We start from the raw sequence: 16,599 nt of genomic DNA on the forward strand, positions 1-16,599 counted from the left end.
GAGGACATCATGCACACAGCGACTGGCCGTAAGGGACTGATTCTGGCGGGCGGATCCGGCACCCGGCTCCATCCGCTCACGCATTCGGTATCGAAGCAGCTGATGCCGGTGTACGACAAGCCGATGATCTACTACCCGCTCAGCACGATCATGCTGGCCGGCATCCGCGACGTCCTGATCATCTCGACGCCGCGCGATCTCGATGCGTTCCGGCAACTGCTCGGCGACGGCGAACAGTGGGGCATGAATTTCTCGTACGCGGTGCAGCCGAGCCCGGACGGGCTCGCGCAGGCGTTCGTGATCGGCGCGTCGTTCATCGGACACGACGCGGCGACGCTCGTGCTCGGCGACAACATCTATCACGGTCCGGCGCTGTCGTCGCTGCTGCAGCGCGTCGCCGCGCGCACGACGGGCGCAACGGTGTTCGGCTACTACGTGCGCGACCCGGAGCGCTACGGCGTCGTCTCGTTCGACGAGCACGGGCGGGCGATCGATCTCGAAGAGAAGCCTCGCGACCCGAAATCGCACTACGCGGTGACGGGTCTCTACTTCTACGACAACGACGTCGTCTCGCTCGCGAAGGAGGTGCGCCCGTCCGCGCGCGGCGAGCTGGAGATCACGGACCTGAACCGCGCCTATCTGGCGAACGGCAAGCTGAACGTCGAGATCCTCGGCCGCGGCTACGCGTGGCTCGACACCGGCACGCACGAGTCGCTGCTCGATGCGGCGAATTTCATCCAGGTGATGCAGGCACGTCAGGGACTGCAGATCGCGTGCCCCGAGGAGATCGCGTACCGGCTCGGCTGGATCGACTCGCAACGGCTCGAAGCGCTCGCGCATGCGCTGTCGAAAAGCGGGTATGGCCGTTACCTGCTCGACGTGCTGAACAAGGAGGTCGCCGCATGACGTCCGTCATCGAGACGACGCTGCCGGGTGTGCTGCTGATCGAACCGGCGAGCTTCGGCGACGCGCGCGGCTTCTTCGTCGAAAGCTATCGCGAGTCCTGGCTGCGCGACGCGGGCGTCGACGCGGGCTTCGTGCAGGACAACCACTCGCGCTCCCGGCGCGGCGTGCTGCGCGGCCTGCACTATCAGTTCCGGCATCCGCAGGGCAAGCTCGTGCGTGTGTCGCGCGGCGCCGTGTACGACGTCGCGGTCGACATCCGGCCCGGTTCGCCGCATCTCGGGCACTGGTTCGGCACCGTGCTCGACGACGTGTCGCATCGCCAGCTGTGGATTCCGCCGGGCTTCGCGCACGGCTTCTGCGTGCTGTCCGACGAGGCCGACTTCGCGTACAAGTGCACCGCGTACTACGATCCGTCGTCGGATGCGGGCGTGCTGTGGGACGACCCCGACATCGGCATCGAATGGCCCGCGCTCGACGTGCCGTTCGAGCTGTCCGACAAGGATCGCCGACAGCCGCGCCTGCGCGACCGTGCACCGGCGTCGCCCGACCTTCACGGAGCCCTGCGATGACGATCGTCGTGACCGGCGCGCTCGGCCAGGTCGGTCGTGAACTCCTGCTGCGCGCGGGTACGCGCCCGGCGATCGGGCTGTCCCGCGCGCAGCTCGACATCGCCGATCCGCAGGCTGTCCGCGATGCGCTCGCCACGCACCGCGCGACGCTCGTGATCAATGCGGCCGCGTGGACGGCCGTCGATCGCGCGGAAACCGAACCCGACGCCGCATGGCGCGCCAATTGCGCCGGCCCGGCGACGCTCGCCGATGCGTGCGCCGCGGCCGGCATCCCGTTGCTGCACCTGTCGACCGACTACGTGTTCGACGGCCGCGCGCAAGGCGCGTACGACGAAGCGGCGGGCGTCGCGCCGCTCGGTGTCTACGGGCACACCAAATGGGCTGGCGAGGAAGCGGTCCGCCAGCGGCTGCCGGATGCGCACCTGATCCTCCGGATCGCGTGGGTGTTCGGCGCGCACGGCGGCAATTTCGTGCGCACGATGCTGCGGGTCGGCCGCGAGCGCGACGAACTCGCGGTCGTCGCCGACCAGTATGGTGGCCCGACGCACGCCGGCGCGGTCGCCGACGCGCTGCTTGCGATCGCGGATCGCCACCGCACGGGCGCCACGACGCGCTGGGGCACCTACCACCTGTGCGGCACGCCCGTCACGACCTGGCACGGCTTCGCCGAGACGATCTTCGGGCAGGCACGGCGCGCCGGCCTCATCGATCGCATCCCGCTCGTGCGCCCGATCCGCACGGCCGCCTATCCGCTGCCGGCGCCGCGCCCGGTGAACTCCGCACTCGACTGCACCCGCATTCGCGAGCATTTCGGCATCGAGGCGCCGTGCTGGATCCCGGCGCTCGCCGACGTGCTCGATACCTGGAAACGAACCTCATGAGCCATCGACCGAAACATGTCCTCGTCACCGGCGGCGCCGGGTTTATCGGCGCCAACTTTGTCCACTACCTGCTCGCGACGGATCCGCAGGTCCGGATCATCAATCTCGACCTGCTCACCTACGCCGGCAGCCTCGATCATCTCGCCGGCTCGGAAGACACCGGCCGCCACCGCTTCGTGCTCGGCGACATCTGCGACCGGCCGCTCGTCGAGAGCCTGCTGCGCGACCATGCGATCGACACGATCGTCCACTTTGCCGCCGAGAGCCACGTCGACCGCTCGATCACCGGCCCGGGCGAATTCGTCCGCGCGAACGTCGTCGGCACCTGGACCCTCCTCGACGCGGCGCGCACGGTCTGGATGACGGGGCGGGACGCCGACGCGCACGCGCAGCGCCGCTTCCATCACATCGGCACCGACGAGGTGTACGGATCGCTCGCGCCGGACGGTCCACCGTTCTCCGAAACCACGCCGTACGCGCCGAATTCGCCGTATTCCGCCAGCAAAGCCGGCTCCGACCATCTCGTGCGCGCGTACTTCCACACGTACGGGCTGCCGGTCACGACGACCAACTGCTCGAACAACTACGGCCCGCGCCAGCACGCCGAGAAGTTCATCCCGACGGTGATCCGCAGCTGCGTCGACGACGTACCCATTCCGCTGTACGGCGATGGCGCGAACGTCCGCGACTGGTTATACGTCGACGATCACTGCCGGGCGATCGATGCCGTGATCCGGCGCGGCACGGTCGGCGAGACGTACAACGTCGGAGGATGCAACGAGTGGCGCAACGCCGACATCGTCGACCTGATCTGCTCGCTGCTGGACGTGCGCCGGCCGCAGGGCGCGCCGCACGCGCGCCTCAAGCACTTCGTCGCCGACCGCCCCGGTCACGATCGCCGCTATGCGATCGACGCAGGCAAGCTCGAGCGCGAACTTCGATGGAAGCCGACGGAAACCTTCGAGACGGGCATCCTGAAGACGCTCGACTGGTATCTGTAGGCATCCTGACGTCACTCGACATTGCCCATCGCGTCCGTCATGCGGATCGGGGCCGTCGCACGGTGTGCGGCAGCCGCGAACGGCGTCGGTCTCAGAAGTGATGCAGCAGCGCGACCCGCACGACGTACTGGTTCGGGCCCGACGAGATATCGGCGGCGCCCGGAACGTATGCGTAGTCGAAGTCGGTTCCGGTGTGCGCGTTCATCGCGTGCTGGTAGACGCCTTCCACGAACACCGACGTCCGCTTCGACATGTCGTAATTGAACTTCGTGCTCAGCTGATGCCACTTCGGATTGAACGCACCGACCGTCGAAGCGACACGAGCCTGCGTGTACGTGTATGCCGCACCGATGTAGAACGCGGACGTGAAGTGAGCCCGTTCACCTCGAAGTTGTCGAATTTCCACGATTTCCACGCACCGCCCGCCGGTTGCGTCGTACCGGTGAAATACGCGTTCGACGTCGGATCGTAGACGTCGACGTGCGAATACGTGAACCCTACGAGGGCATTCGAAAACGCGTAATTCACGCCGATACCGATGTTCTGCTGTGACGACGCGTCGAACGTGTTGTCGCCGGTAATCGCGCCGGTCGAATCGGCATTGCGGGCGTTGTTGATCTTCAAATATGACGCGCCGACCGTTAGCCCGCCCTGCTGATATTGCAGCGCGGCGCCATACAGACGGTTGTTCGCGAAGCCGCCCGCCTGGTTGCTGAATCCATACATCGCCTCCGCGGTAATCCCGTGCCACACGGGCGACACGTACTTGACCGCGTTGTTCACGCGGAACGAGTAGTCCGTGTTGTCGTTGTCATACGGATGCGAGAACAGATAGCCAGTCCAATTGCCGTTTGCGGTGAGCGGCGAGAAAACGTCGACGCTCGGATCGTACTGACGGCCGAACGTCACGGTGCCGTAGCGATCCGACGCGATACCGACGAAGGCCTGACGGCCGAATTCCCGGCCACCCTGGCTCATTTTTCCGTTGTTGACGTCGAAGCCGCTCTCGAGGGTGAAAATCGCCTGGTAGCCTCCGCCGAGGTCCTCGGTGCCCTTGATACCCCAGCGACTACCGTAATCGTAGCCGCTCTGCAGTTGCACGGTTCCGTGGCCGCGTGCGTTGCTCGTGTAGTTGATGCCGTCCTCGATCTTGCCATACAGCGTCACGCTGCTTTGTGCATGCGCGGCGGCAGCAAGCAAGGCGGCGGGCGCGATGATCCCCCAACGCTTGTTCATGACGATTTCCCCCCAAAGTCTTTCGTTTGCCGGTCGCAACGCTTGTGCGCTGCGTATGCGTGCCGCGTCGAGATCTCTCGGCGATGCGACGGGCGCAGTGTAATGAGCCGTTTTTCCGCTGTTAGTCACCTGCGGTGGAAAGGTGCTCTTCGAAACGGGGGCTGTTTGGAGGGACGGAAAACGGATAGCAGTGTCTCGACGCCGCGCGACACAAGTGGATCGAGGAACCAGGCGGCATGAACGGGTTCTTCGTTTCGGACGACGGCTCGCTGCGCACGCCGCCGCTGTCGGGCCCGATCCTGCCGGGCATCGCGCGCGCGTCGATCATCGGACCGGCGACGCGTGAAGGTATCGCCGTCGACGAGTCGCCGTACGCATTCGAGCTATTTGCCCAAATAATTTTGCCTGGGTAAGCTGCGCTGACGCGCGCCGCCAGGAGACATCGGCACGTATCAGGAACCCGCGGCGCGATCGACCTGGGAGGATTCGATCCGCCGTCCCGATGTGGCTGCAGACATCATGAAGCACGAATCAGGCGCCGTATCCGGCGCCATCCCGACACGCGACACAAGCGCAACGCCGCACTCCGTGCTCGAAGACATCTACGGGATGATAGTCGGCATGGCCTTCGTGGTTATCGGGCTCGTCCTGCTCAAGGCGGCCGGACTCGTCACCGGCGGGATCGCCGGCATTGCGCTGCTCGTTTCGTACCTCTGTCCGTTATCGGTGGGGACGATCTTCACGCTGGTCAACCTGCCGTTCTTCATCTTCGCGCACTTCGTGATGGGGCCACGTTTCGCGATCAAATCGACGATCGCGAGCTGCGGCATCACGTTCGCCCTCGCGGCGATGCCCCGGACCCTGAAAATTGCCTTCGTGAACCCGCTGTTCGCGGCATTGGTGGGCGGCACGCTGTGCGGCATGGGCGTTCTTGCGCTCGCGCGGCACGGCGCGGGCGTCGGCGGCACCGGTGTCGTCACGTTGTGGCTGCAGCGCGTGCGAGGCATTAACGCCGGCATTACGCAAGTGTGTATCGACGCGATGATCCTGCTGACGTCCACGCTGGTCATTCAGGCCGATCGCGTCGGCTGGTCTGCGATCAGCGCCGTCGCCATGAGCGCGATGGTCGTCGCATGGCATCGCCCGGGCCGTTATACCGGTACCGCGCCCTGAGCGCCCGGTCGATATACCGGCACATCTCGTCCAGCCGGTATCGGCAGCCTCACGCCGACGGAAGCAACGGAAAGCCAACGGACATATCAAACGCAAGTCCCCGGTGCAGTTGATGCGCTCGCCGCGTTTCGCGACACGCGGCCCGCCTTCGCGGCGCAGATCGCGAGCGTGCGGATGGATGTCGATACCGTCGATCTTTTCAGCGAATCAATATCCATCGCCGATTATTCAAATTCCCACAGCAATCAATAAACAAAAACAGCCTCATCGAAAATTTACGAAAACAGAGTTAATTATAAAAATTATCGAACCAAGAAGTCGATAAATTAATTCGATTGGAATCCATCGAATCCAATCAATAGCCTGTGTTCCGCGCCGCAACATCGCAATTCCAAATCGACGAGATAACGGAGGTGCATGAATATTATTTTAGATGTTAATCCTCACGAGTTTTTTGCCTGACCAGGCCAGCGCAGACTTCTCGACACACGAGAATCGGCGATCTGGAAAATCAGGCATGTAGTTCCGGGCATGGCCATGCGACACCAAACCGCGTTACTCCACTCATTATTACCCTAGGAAAAAACATGAAAAAGATTGCGACCGTGCTTTTCTCGGCCCTGATGTTCGCCTCCTCGTACGCTTCCGCACAGGCACTTTGCAAGGCCGGCAAGATCGACAAGATCGAAACCGACGCCACCGGCAATCTGCTGGTGACCATTGGCGACGGCGCCTATTCATTCAGCGCCAAGGAAGTTTATCCGTTGATTTATTCGGCATACTCCGAAAACAGAAATATGTTTATCTACGGCAATAATTGCGCGAATGGTTCCCCGGCCACCCGCTTTGCCATTCGATAAACTTTAAATAACCCGGAAATTACCGACATTCGGCGCCAGGGGCTGGATTTCCATTTTTCAATCCAGCCCCGTTGTTTATTGCAGTTCCAAAAACGATGAGGCATGACACTCACGCTCGCAACGCGGCACTTCTTTCGATTGATAAGTTCGGCGGCAGGATGTGGCCGATGCCCGTCGGCTCGGGGATCTGGAATCGGAGAACGGACTCGGCAGGGACTATCGCAATGCAACGCATATTGGATGCGGCAGGCGATCCGGCAGCCGTTTCAAACGGCGCTGCCGGATCGCCCGCCGATACCGTTACGCCTGCACGAACGCCAGCAGGTCGGCGTTGAGCACGTCCGCGTTGACCGTCAGCATGCCGTGCGAATAACCCGGATAGGTTTTGAGCGTGCCGTTCTGCAGCAGCTTGATCGACTTCAGCGCGGCATCCGCGATCGGCACGATCTGGTCGTCTTCGCCATGCAGCACGAGCGTCGGGACGGTGATCGACTTCAGGTCCTCGGTCTGATCCGTTTCCGAGAACGCCTTGATGCCTTCGTAGTGCGCCTTCGCGCTGCCTTCCATCCCCTGCCGCCACCAGTTCCGGATCACGCCCTGGTGCACCGTCGCGCCGGCCCGGTTGAAACCGTAGAACGGGCCGCTCGGCACGTCGAGGAAGAACTGCGCGCGATTGTCGGCGAGCGCTTTCCGGAAGCCGTCGAACACGTCGATCGGCAAGCCTTCGGGGTTCGATTCGGTTTTCAGCATCAGCGGCGGCACCGCGCTGACCAGCACCGCCTTCGCGACGCGACCGGCCGGCTGGCCGTGCTTCGCGACGTAGCGGGCCACTTCGCCGCCGCCGGTCGAATGACCGATATGCACCGCATTGCGCAGGTCGAGCGCTTCGGCGACCGCGAACGCGTCCGCTGCGTAATGATCCATGTCGTGACCGTCCGACACCTGCGCCGACCGGCCGTGGCCGCGCCGGTCGTGCGCAATCACGCGATAGCCCTTCTGAACGAAGAAGAGCATCTGCGCATCCCAGTCGTCGGAAGACAGCGGCCAGCCATGATGGAAGACGATGGGCTGTGCATCCTTCGGGCCCCAGTCCTTGTAGAAAATCTCGACGTTATCCTTCGTAGTGACGTATGGCATCGCGATTGACTCCTGTGAGGTGGACGAACTCGGCGTAACGGCCGGCAGCCATTATCTGCCTTTATTGTGAAACCGTGACGCCACGGTGCGACGCGACTGCCGATCATCTACTGGCGGTAGATAAACGCCCGCGATGCGAGCGATGCCGGTGCGCCGATCGTCAACCGTCGGTCGACACCGTCACGGCCTCCCACGCATGGATTTCCGCTTCCAGCGCCGACAATTTGGTCCGCACCAGCCGCAGCGCATCGCTGCCGAGCAACAGGTGCGCGGGCGGATATTCCGCCGCGATGACTGCGAGCATCGCCCGCGCGGCCTTCGCGGGATCGCCCGGCTGCTTGCCGCTCTTCTCCTCGCGCGCGTTGCGGATCGGATCGAAGATCGCGTCGTAGTCGGCGATCGAGCGCGGCGTGCGCGCCATCGAGCGGCCGGCCCAGTCGGTGCGGAACGAACCGGGCGCCACGGCCGTCACCGCAATGCCGAAAGGCTCGAGCTCCTTGCCGACGGTTTCGGAAATGCCTTCCAGCGCGAATTTGCTGCCGCAGTAATACGCGATTCCCGGCATCGTGATGTGGCCGCCCATCGACGTGATGTTCAGGATGCGGCCGCGCCGGCGCGCGCGCATGAACGGCACGACGGCCTTCATCATCGCGACCGCGCCGAATACGTTCACGTCGAACTGCCGGCGCATCTCGGCGAGCGGCGCTTCTTCCATGATGCCTTCGTGCCCGTAGCCGGCGTTGTTCACCAGCACGTCGACGGGCCCGACATTCGCTTCGATTTCCGCGACGATGCCGTCGATGCGGTCGAAATCGGTCACGTCGAGCACGCGCGCGAAAGCCGCCTGCGCGGCCAGCGCTTCGAATTCCCGCGCCGCCTGCGCGCTTCTCACGGTACCGACCACCGTGTAGCCGGCCGCGAGCGCCTCCCGTGCAAGCGCGCGGCCGAAGCCGCTGCTGACGCCGGTGATGAGCATGAGGTTGCCGGATGCCATGTTCGCTTCTCCCGAATGTCGATTGAAGCATGCATACTAGTCTGACGATCAACGCCGAATAAGCCTGATTCCGCTGATTTTCTTGCATAAAACTATGAGCGCCGAGTCCTCTTCCACCCGACATTCGTCACTGTCGTCATCACCGCGAAACCGCAAACGCCTGGTCGCGCTGCTGCGCACGCTGGCGCCCGACGAAGGCTACAACCTGACGGCGCTGCCGAGCGTGCGCATCCTGCGCTCGAACCGCGCGCTGTCGCGCACGCCGGTGCTGTACGACCCGGGCATCGTGATCGTGTGCCAGGGCCGCAAGCGCGGCTACTTCGGCGGCGAACGCTATCTGTACGACGAGCATCACTACCTCGCCGTGTCCGTACCCGTCCCGTTCAGCATGGAAACCGACGCGACGCCCGAGCGCCCGCTTCTCGCGCTGTATCTGCACCTCGATTTCACGATGGCCGCCGAACTCGCGGCGCAGATCGACCGCGAAGGCGTGGCGGAACACGTGCAGGCGCCCAGGAGCATGATGTCGACGCCGATGGATGCAGCGATGCACGCGTCGGTGCTGCGCTTCGTCGAGGCGATGCAGCAGCCGCTCGAAGCCGCGGTGCTAGGCCCGGCGCTGCTTCGCGAGCTGTATTTCCGCGTACTGACCGGCGCACAGGGAAGCGCGATGCGCAGCGCACTCGCGATGCGCGGGCAGTTCGGCCGGATCGGCCGGTCGCTGCGCGTGATCCATGCCGATTACGCGCGGCCCCTCGACGTGTCGCAACTGGCCGACGAGGCCGGCATGAGCGTGCCGAGCTTTCACAGCCACTTCAAGGCGATCACGCAGGTGTCGCCGATGCAGTACCTGAAGTCGACACGCCTGCATCAGGCGCGGCTGCTGATGGTGCGCCAGGACCTGACGGCCGAGGCGGCCGGCTACGCGGTCGGTTATACGAGCCCGTCGCAGTTCAGCCGGGAATTCAAGCGCCTGTTCGGCCTGACGCCGGCGAAGGAAACGCAGCGCATGCGCGACAGCTTCGCGATTCCGGAGGCGTTCGAGGACGCGGTGTTTGTGTCGTCGCATTGAGTCGAGCACGGCGACAAGCGGGTGTATCGACTTCAGTCAGCCACACCTGGTGTTATGTCCCGGAAATAGCCTTACATAGCCAGGCCACCTTCTGGAGGATGGAATCGACGGTTGCCGCCCAGACGAACCGACGTTTGTTCGTGCGAACACCTTCGAGGTAGCCCAGACTCATCGGCAACATCGGCTGCGTACACGCCAGCTGACCGATATCAACGCACCCATCGCGGCGAGTTGGCCTCTGTCGCACGCACGATTCAATCCGCTGCGTCCGGGCAAAGCACTCTCACCAGCGACTCGATAGCGGGTGTCTTCGGTGCGCCTTCGCGGAACACCAGTTCATAGGGTTCGCTGCGTGAGTACAGTGTCAATGGCAAGACACCCACCATGTTATGGCTCATACAGTAGTTGGCCACGTCCACCGATACCAGGGCGACAAAGGCGGCATTGCGATGCAGGAGCGACAACGTGGCCAACACCGAAGTGGTCTCTATCAGATGGACCGGAAACGGTAGGCCTGCTTCATGGAATTCTCGCTCGAGCAGCCGCCTCATCGGCATGTTCGCGCGGTACACCACCCACCTGCTTTCGGCCAAGTCGGCCAACGTCAAGGGTTCGCCGCCCAGGCGCGGATGGGACACGTTGGCAATCACGGCCAACGACTCATCCTTCACATACAAAGACTGATAGAGCTGCGGCGTGCTGCTGACGGAGCTACGGCAAAGTGCGGCATCCAGGCGGCCACTGTTGACCAGTGCAAGCAGCGACTCGCTGGTGTCCTCGACGACCTCTACAGACATCTCCGGCTGAACCGCGATCAATTCCGACACGGCGTCCATCAGAACTGGCACGGCACCCATGATGGCTCCCACCAGCAGGCGCCCACCCACCCCACGCTCGATGGCGTTGAGTTCAAAGCGCAGGTGTTCCAGATCGGCCTGAATGAGACGCGCGCATCGTGCGGCGCTGCGCCCTGCAACGGTCGGCACCAACCCGCGGTTGGTGCGAGTGAACAGCTCCGCGCCGAACGTGGCTTCCAGTTCCTTCAGCGCCTTGCTTGCGCCAGGTTGGGTCAGGCCAACCTTATCGGCAGCGCCTAACAGCGATCCCTGCTCTTCAAGCGCAATCAGCAAGCGCAACTGCCTGGAATGCAGCCGGGACATGATCGAGTTCAGTGACGGAATCATCCGTATTGCCTAAAAGTTATATCGCCATGGATTTTTGTCAGTATCCCATACCCCATTCCATCCGTACGATCCGAGCTGAATCACTCAATTTTCGCAATGTTTTTAGCGATGGACACACTATTCACGGGAGCAGTATGTCGCTGATTTCTTATATAACTCAAATTCAGTTCTCCTTGGGCGCCATCAGGACTCTCGCGGACGAATGCGAGCGGGTCGGGATCCGCCGGCCGCTCATCGTGACTGACAAGGGCGTACGTGCCAGCGGAATTGTCGATATCGCGCTCCAGGCCTTGGCGCGCGCCGAGGCCGCCATCTATGACGGCACACCGTCCAATCCCACCGAGGCGGCCGTGCGCGCAGGGGTAGCGGCCTTCGCCGCCGGCGACTGTGACGGCATCATCGCCGTGGGCGGCGGCTCATCCATCGATCTGGCCAAGGGTGTCGCCGTCTGCGCGCGCCACGAAGGCCCGCTGCGCCGCTTTGCCGTGATCGAAGGCGGCCTGCAGAACATCACCCCGGCCACCGCCCCGCTGATCGCCGTACCGACCACCGCCGGCACGGGTAGCGAGGTGGGCCGAGGCGCCATCCTCATCCTCGATGACGGCCGCAAGGTCGGTGTGCTGTCGCCCCATGTGGTGCCCAAGGCCGCCATCTGCGATCCCGAGCTGACCTTCGGCCTGCCGCCGGGACTGACGGCGGCCACCGGCATGGACGCCATCGCCCACTGTATCGAGACCTTCCTCGCCCCCTCGTTCAATCCGCCCGCCGAAGGCATCGCGCTGGATGGGCTGCGCCGCGCCTGGCGTCACATCGAGACGGCCGCCCGAGAACCCCGCAACGCCGAAGCGCGGACGAACATGATGAGCGCCTCGCTGCAGGGCGCGCTGGCCTTCCAGAAAGGTCTGGGCTGCGTGCACAGCCTGAGCCACTCGCTGGGCGGGATCGACCCGCGCCTGCACCACGGCACGCTCAACTCCATCTTCCTGCCGGCGGTGGTGCGCTACAACCGCGCCGCGCCGACGGTCGTAGCCGGCGACAAGATGGCGCGATTGGCCCAGGCCATGGATCTGGCCGGCGCCGACCAGATCGAAGAGGCCCTGCGCTTGAAGTCCCTGGCGTTGGGGCTGCCTGCAGGGCTACGCGCGCTGGGAGTCGACGAAAACCTGTTCCCGCGCATCGTGCGGGGCGCGCTGGCCGACCACAGCCACCGGACCAACCCCCGCGAAGCCAGCACCGAAGACTACGCGCGCCTGCTGGCCGAATCCATGTAGGCGGCCGCGACGAGCGCCTCGCACAAAACAACATCCACAAGCGATAAACAAAATCGGAGGAGACGATGAGCAACCTCGACGCAGTGCATTCCGGCCACATACCCAAGGAACGGCTGATCACGGATTCAGAACGGCACCGCGCGCTGTTCGGAAGCGTGGTGGGCAGCACCATCGAGTGGTATGACTACTTTCTGTACGGCACGATGTCGTCCATCGTGTTCGCCAAACTGTTCTTTCCCGCTACGGACGCGCTCACCAGTCAGCTGCTGGCGCTGGCCTCGTTCGCGCTGGCCTTCCTGATCCGCCCGCTGGGCGGCATCATCTTTTCGCACATCGGCGACCGCATCGGCCGCAAGAAAACGCTGGTGATCACTCTGTCGCTGATGGGCGTCTCGACGGTGCTGATGGGCCTGCTCCCAACCTACGCGCAGCTTGGCGTATGGGCGCCGATTCTGCTGATCCTCCTGCGCCTGATGCAGGGCCTGGCGCTGGGCGGCGAATGGGGCGGAGGCGTGCTGCTGGCCGTGGAGTACTCACCGCGCGAACACCGGGGCCTGTATGGCGCGGTGCCGCAAACAGGGGCCGTGCTGGGATTGGCACTGGGCAACATCATTACCTCCGCGTTGAACTCGTCCATGTCGCCGCAGGCGTTCCTGTCCTACGGCTGGCGCATCCCCTTCGTCGCCTCCGTTGCGCTGGTCGTACTGGGCATGTGGCTGCGCAACCGCGTCGACGAAACGCCGTCGTTCAAGAAAATTCTGGCTTCGGAGGCGGCCACGAAAGTGCCCCTGGCCGAAACGCTGAAGCATCACTGGCGCGAAGTGCTGATCGCCGTGGGCACCAAGGTCATCGAGACCTCGACCTTCTTCCTGTACGCCACCTTCTCGATCGCGTACATGATGAACCTGGGCTTCCAGCAGTCGCAGGTGCTGAACATCGTGCTGGTCTGCGCGTTGCTCGCCTTCCCCTCCATGCTGTACTTCGGACGCCTGTCCGACCGCATCGGCCGCAAGAAGGTGTTCGTGGGCGGCACCATCGCTTTCATGATCTGGGTCATGCCTTACTTCTGGCTACTGAACCAGCGCTCGCTGCCGGCCGCCATGCTGGCCATCGCGGTGGGCTTCACGCTGATCTGGTCGACCTACGGCGCCATGATCGGCACGCTGCTGGCCGAAGCGTTCCCCGCCTCGGTCCGCTACACCGGCATGTCGCTGGGCTACCAGATCGGCGCGGCCCTGGTGGGCGGCCCCATGCCGCTGATCGCCACGGCGCTGGTGGCGCACTACGGCGGCAGCTATGTGCCCGTGGGCATGTTCCTGATGGGCTGCGGCCTGGTGTCGCTCATCGCCGTCGGCCTGACGCGCGACCGCAGCGGCAAGGAACTGGACGACTGAACCTCGCGCGGCGCCCATTCCGGGCGCCGTGGCTACGGAGCAAACCATGAATCGCTATTCCAGCTACATGCCGGCGAATGGCTCGCCAGCAACGACTACGGCATCAACGTCAACCCCTCCGACCTCGACGACGTGGTCGGCGAATACGCGCGCGCCACGGTCGCCCAGGCCATCGACGCCGCGCACTCGCGCAGGTCGGTCGCGATGGTCGGCAGCGCGATATTGACGATCGCACTGTCCAGCGCGGACATGAATACGCCGACCAGAATCGCGACGGCAGCAAGATAGCGACGAGGGACTTCGAATCCTTCGTCGCCGGACGTTTCTGCAATCTGCATGCGTGACCTCTGCCGGACGCCCGTCCGGTGGGTGAAGCTAATCGCTGCGCACACGCTCGCCGCGCGCAGCATCGAGAACCAAACTTGCCAGCGACTTCAGGATGAGCGCGGTCACGCCCCAGATGTCCTGCGTCTGATCCGCCCAGTACCAGGCGCCCGCGCGTTCGCCGTCGGTGTATTGCCGCGGCAGATCCGGATTCAGCAGCGTGGAGAACGGAAACTCGAAGATCTCCTCGACCTCGGCCGGTGCCGCCTCCCATTCGGCCGATTCCGGCACGATGCCGATCACGGGAAAGATCGCGTGATTGCGCTTTCTGGTTTTATGAATCGGCAAGCACCCGACCACCCGAATCGCGCCGGGCTCGAGGCGGATTTCCTCGAACGCTTCGCGCAGCGCGGTTGCGCCGATGCTGCCGTCGGAATCCGCCGGACGTCCGCCCGGGAAACTCACATGCGACGAGTATTCGCTGAGTCCCGACGAACGCTTGGTCAGCAGGATCGTCGGCTCGCGCCGCGCGACGATCGCCACCAGGACCGCCGAGAATTTCCACTGTCGATCGTTGTCGGTCAGATATTGCTTCGCCGCGAGCCAATCCGTTTCGGCAGGGATCCGGAAGCCTTCCACGCCGCGTACGATCGTTGCAAGGACGGCTTGCGGCGAGCCGGTATTCGTGTGTGTGTTTGCAAGCCCGCCGTCGGTATGCAAGACCCTTCTGTCGGATTCCATGTCTTCCTCCTGCATGCTTCAATTTGCACGCGCTGAGCGACACTGAACCCGACATGTGATGCATGGGCACGGCGTCGTTGTCGTGGAACCGGGTGAATCGAGGTTCGCCTGCGATCGCAAATGGCGCACGCTCAAGCGCGACTGCCTGCTCCGGCGCAAAAAATATCCGCCGGTGTTGCGGAAATTTGAACGCCGGGAGCGGATCGCCATTGACGAATCGGAGAACCCCGATCATGCATGAAAAATGAAATTTCGTTCGATCGCGAGAGCAGGCCCGATCCGCACTCAACCGGCGGAAGTCGGCTCTCCTGGCATATCGATCCTCGCGGATGCGGTGCCTACCCACCCGGCCGCCACGATTGCCGCCGCCGCGACGATCATCATCGCGCCCCACCCGACCCGTTCGTTGAGCCCCCCCGCCGCCACGGCACCGGCGGCGCCGGCCGCGTAGTAGAGCGTCAGATACGCGGCACTCAATGCGCCGGCCCGAGCCGGCTGAATCGCGACGACACGCGACTGGTTCGCAACCTGTGCAGCGAAACAGCCGGCATCGAACAGGGCCAGCCCGACACCCAGCCATCCGGGACGACCGAGCGCAACGCCCAGCAGCAAGGCCGACAGGGCCGCCACGACGAGCCCGCAACGGATCACGGCGCGATCGCCGAATCGATCGGTGAATTTTCCGGCAACGCGCGTCACGCCAAGACCGAGCACACCCGCGAGACTGTACGCACCGATCGCCGAGGCACCCATGCTGTAGGGTGGCTCGGCCAGGCGAAGCGCGAGCCCGACCCACACCAGATTGAATGCGAAGAACCACAGCATGCCGGCGCAGGTACGGCGCCTCAGCTGGACGCTGGCGCGCAACAAGTGCGGAATGGCACCGATCGTGGCCGCATGGCCGGGACGCCCTTCCGGTCGGCCGCCAGGCAACAGCACACCGCTGCCGATCGCAGCCAGCGCAACGCATCCGGCCAGCGCGAGCAATGCTCCGCGCCACCCGCACCATTGCGACAACACGCCGCCCACGAAGCGGCTCAGCAAGATACCGGCGGAAATCCCCGCGGACACGGCGCCCATGGCCCCGCCGCGCCGGTGCCGATCCGCATGTTTCCCGGCGACGGCGCTGCATTGCGCGGCGACCGTCGTGGCCGCCCCCACTAGAAAGAAGCCGGCGTCGAGTGCGAGCGGCCCGGACGACCACGACGCGCACGCAAGCAACAACGCGAGCGCGCCCATTTGCGCCGGAATGAGCGTGCGCGGACTGAACCGGTCAACCAACGGAACCAGCAACGCCAGGCCGACCAGATAACCGAGCATCGTCACGGAGGCGAGAGCCGCCATGCGCGACGCGGGTACGCCGAACCCGCTCGCGATGACGGAAAGCGACGGCTGCAACGCATAGCCGTTAGCGATCGCCACGCCCGCCGCCAGCGCAAGCGCCGCGGTCGCAGCACGCGACAGCGGCACGCGTTCGCCCGCGACGGTCATGCTCCGGTCCTGACCGCAATCGCCTCGACTTCGACCAGGATCTCCGGATCGACAAACGGAAGCGCATGCACCAGCGAAAACGCCGGCCGGATATCGCCGTAGATCTCTCCATGCGCGCGCGCCGCGGCCTCCCAATCGTCGAAGTCGGCGACCACCAGGCGGCTCTGGACGACGTCCGACAACGAGAACCCGCTGTCTGCCAGCACGCGTTCGATCGTCGCCAGCGCGTCGCGTGTCTGCGCGTAAACGTCTGCTCCTTTGCCCGCCGTTCCCGAAATGTAGATGGTGTTGTCGACGACCACTGCACGCGAGTAGCCAACCTTAGGCTCCCACGGGGAGCCGGTGCTGATCCGTTGACGCATCTT

17 protein-coding genes and 2 pseudogenes are annotated in these 16,599 nt (G+C 64.2%); 11 read left to right on the plus strand and 8 right to left on the minus strand.

Going from position 1 to position 16,599, the window contains the following annotated elements; genetic code table 11:
• Nucleotides 1-9: 9 nt before the first annotated feature.
• The 4 genes from rfbA to rfbB are packed head-to-tail and all read left to right on the plus strand — an operon-like array spanning nucleotide 10 to nucleotide 3,357.
• Nucleotides 10-906 (plus strand): glucose-1-phosphate thymidylyltransferase RfbA, encoded by an 897-nt coding sequence (rfbA, locus tag MRS60_RS34190; protein ID WP_034184560.1) that lies wholly within the window; start codon nucleotides 10-12, stop codon nucleotides 904-906.
• Nucleotides 903-1,475, plus strand: coding sequence for a dTDP-4-dehydrorhamnose 3,5-epimerase (gene rfbC, locus MRS60_RS34195; RefSeq protein WP_243567018.1), 573 nt, complete (start codon nucleotides 903-905; stop codon nucleotides 1,473-1,475). The genes rfbA and rfbC overlap by 4 nt, the downstream gene beginning before the upstream one ends.
• Nucleotides 1,472-2,356 (plus strand): dTDP-4-dehydrorhamnose reductase, encoded by an 885-nt coding sequence (gene rfbD / locus MRS60_RS34200; protein ID WP_243567019.1) that lies wholly within the window; start codon nucleotides 1,472-1,474, stop codon nucleotides 2,354-2,356. The genes rfbC and rfbD overlap by 4 nt, the downstream gene beginning before the upstream one ends.
• Entirely contained in the window at nucleotides 2,353-3,357 is a 1,005-nt protein-coding gene (gene rfbB, locus MRS60_RS34205; RefSeq protein ID WP_243567020.1) for a dTDP-glucose 4,6-dehydratase, read from the plus strand. Before rfbD ends, rfbB begins: the two co-directional genes overlap by 4 nt.
• A gap of 91 nt (nucleotides 3,358-3,448) precedes the next feature.
• Here rfbB and MRS60_RS34210 read toward each other — a convergent pair.
• A pseudogene (locus MRS60_RS34210) lies at nucleotides 3,449-4,593 on the minus strand (porin).
• A 194-nt stretch (nucleotides 4,594-4,787) separates the two neighbouring features.
• Here MRS60_RS34210 and MRS60_RS34215 point away from each other — a divergent pair.
• The 3 genes and pseudogenes from MRS60_RS34215 to MRS60_RS34225 form a co-directional block, all read left to right on the plus strand.
• Nucleotides 4,788-4,976, plus strand: a pseudogene (locus MRS60_RS34215) (aminotransferase class IV); the annotation flags it as partial.
• A gap of 136 nt (nucleotides 4,977-5,112) precedes the next feature.
• Complete coding sequence (locus MRS60_RS34220) at nucleotides 5,113-5,766, plus strand: YitT family protein (protein WP_081938621.1); 654 nt, start codon at nucleotides 5,113-5,115, stop codon at nucleotides 5,764-5,766.
• A gap of 587 nt (nucleotides 5,767-6,353) precedes the next feature.
• A complete protein-coding gene (locus tag MRS60_RS34225; RefSeq protein ID WP_105391501.1) occupies nucleotides 6,354-6,626 on the plus strand; it encodes a hypothetical protein in 273 nt (90 codons plus the stop codon).
• A 300-nt stretch (nucleotides 6,627-6,926) separates the two neighbouring features.
• Here MRS60_RS34225 and MRS60_RS34230 read toward each other — a convergent pair whose 3' ends face one another.
• Complete coding sequence (locus MRS60_RS34230; protein ID WP_243567021.1) at nucleotides 6,927-7,763, minus strand: alpha/beta fold hydrolase; 837 nt, start codon at nucleotides 7,761-7,763, stop codon at nucleotides 6,927-6,929.
• A 160-nt stretch (nucleotides 7,764-7,923) separates the two neighbouring features.
• Nucleotides 7,924-8,757 (minus strand): oxidoreductase, encoded by an 834-nt coding sequence (locus MRS60_RS34235; RefSeq protein ID WP_243567022.1) that lies wholly within the window; start codon nucleotides 8,755-8,757, stop codon nucleotides 7,924-7,926.
• A 94-nt stretch (nucleotides 8,758-8,851) separates the two neighbouring features.
• Between MRS60_RS34235 and MRS60_RS34240 the strand changes: the two genes are divergently transcribed.
• Nucleotides 8,852-9,829, plus strand: a complete 978-nt coding sequence (locus MRS60_RS34240; RefSeq protein WP_131945908.1) for an AraC family transcriptional regulator — start codon at nucleotides 8,852-8,854, stop codon at nucleotides 9,827-9,829.
• Nucleotides 9,830-10,083: 254 nt separating this feature from the next.
• On the opposite strand, the gene MRS60_RS34245 is transcribed toward MRS60_RS34240, so the two are convergent.
• A complete protein-coding gene (locus MRS60_RS34245; protein ID WP_243567023.1) occupies nucleotides 10,084-11,013 on the minus strand; it encodes a LysR family transcriptional regulator in 930 nt (309 codons plus the stop codon).
• A gap of 134 nt (nucleotides 11,014-11,147) precedes the next feature.
• On the opposite strand from MRS60_RS34245, the gene MRS60_RS34250 reads away from it, so the two are divergent.
• Nucleotides 11,148-12,284, plus strand: coding sequence for an iron-containing alcohol dehydrogenase (locus MRS60_RS34250; RefSeq protein ID WP_034184570.1), 1,137 nt, complete (start codon nucleotides 11,148-11,150; stop codon nucleotides 12,282-12,284).
• Between the two features lie 65 nt (nucleotides 12,285-12,349).
• A complete protein-coding gene (locus MRS60_RS34255; RefSeq protein ID WP_034184571.1) occupies nucleotides 12,350-13,678 on the plus strand; it encodes an MFS transporter in 1,329 nt (442 codons plus the stop codon).
• Nucleotides 13,679-13,773: 95 nt separating this feature from the next.
• On the opposite strand, the gene MRS60_RS34260 is transcribed toward MRS60_RS34255, so the two are convergent.
• Together MRS60_RS34260 and MRS60_RS34265 are read right to left on the minus strand one after the other, a co-directional pair.
• Complete coding sequence (locus tag MRS60_RS34260) at nucleotides 13,774-14,016, minus strand: hypothetical protein (protein WP_034184572.1); 243 nt, start codon at nucleotides 14,014-14,016, stop codon at nucleotides 13,774-13,776.
• Nucleotides 14,017-14,053: 37 nt separating this feature from the next.
• A complete protein-coding gene (locus MRS60_RS34265; protein ID WP_152604005.1) occupies nucleotides 14,054-14,743 on the minus strand; it encodes an NUDIX hydrolase in 690 nt (229 codons plus the stop codon).
• Nucleotides 14,744-14,825: 82 nt separating this feature from the next.
• On the opposite strand from MRS60_RS34265, the gene MRS60_RS34270 reads away from it, so the two are divergent.
• The gene (locus MRS60_RS34270) at nucleotides 14,826-14,984 is read left to right on the plus strand and encodes a hypothetical protein (protein WP_161785078.1); all 159 of its coding nucleotides are present in this window, start codon (nucleotides 14,826-14,828) and stop codon (nucleotides 14,982-14,984) included.
• A gap of 44 nt (nucleotides 14,985-15,028) precedes the next feature.
• On the opposite strand, the gene MRS60_RS34275 is transcribed toward MRS60_RS34270, so the two are convergent.
• A complete protein-coding gene (locus MRS60_RS34275) occupies nucleotides 15,029-16,234 on the minus strand; it encodes an MFS transporter (protein WP_175748036.1) in 1,206 nt (401 codons plus the stop codon).
• Complete coding sequence (locus tag MRS60_RS34280) at nucleotides 16,231-16,596, minus strand: RidA family protein (RefSeq protein ID WP_034184681.1); 366 nt, start codon at nucleotides 16,594-16,596, stop codon at nucleotides 16,231-16,233. The genes MRS60_RS34275 and MRS60_RS34280 overlap by 4 nt, the downstream gene beginning before the upstream one ends.
• Nucleotides 16,597-16,599: the final 3 nt, after the last annotated feature.

The organism is Burkholderia pyrrocinia, assembly GCF_022809715.1.
GTDB lineage: Bacteria > Pseudomonadota > Gammaproteobacteria > Burkholderiales > Burkholderiaceae > Burkholderia > Burkholderia pyrrocinia_C.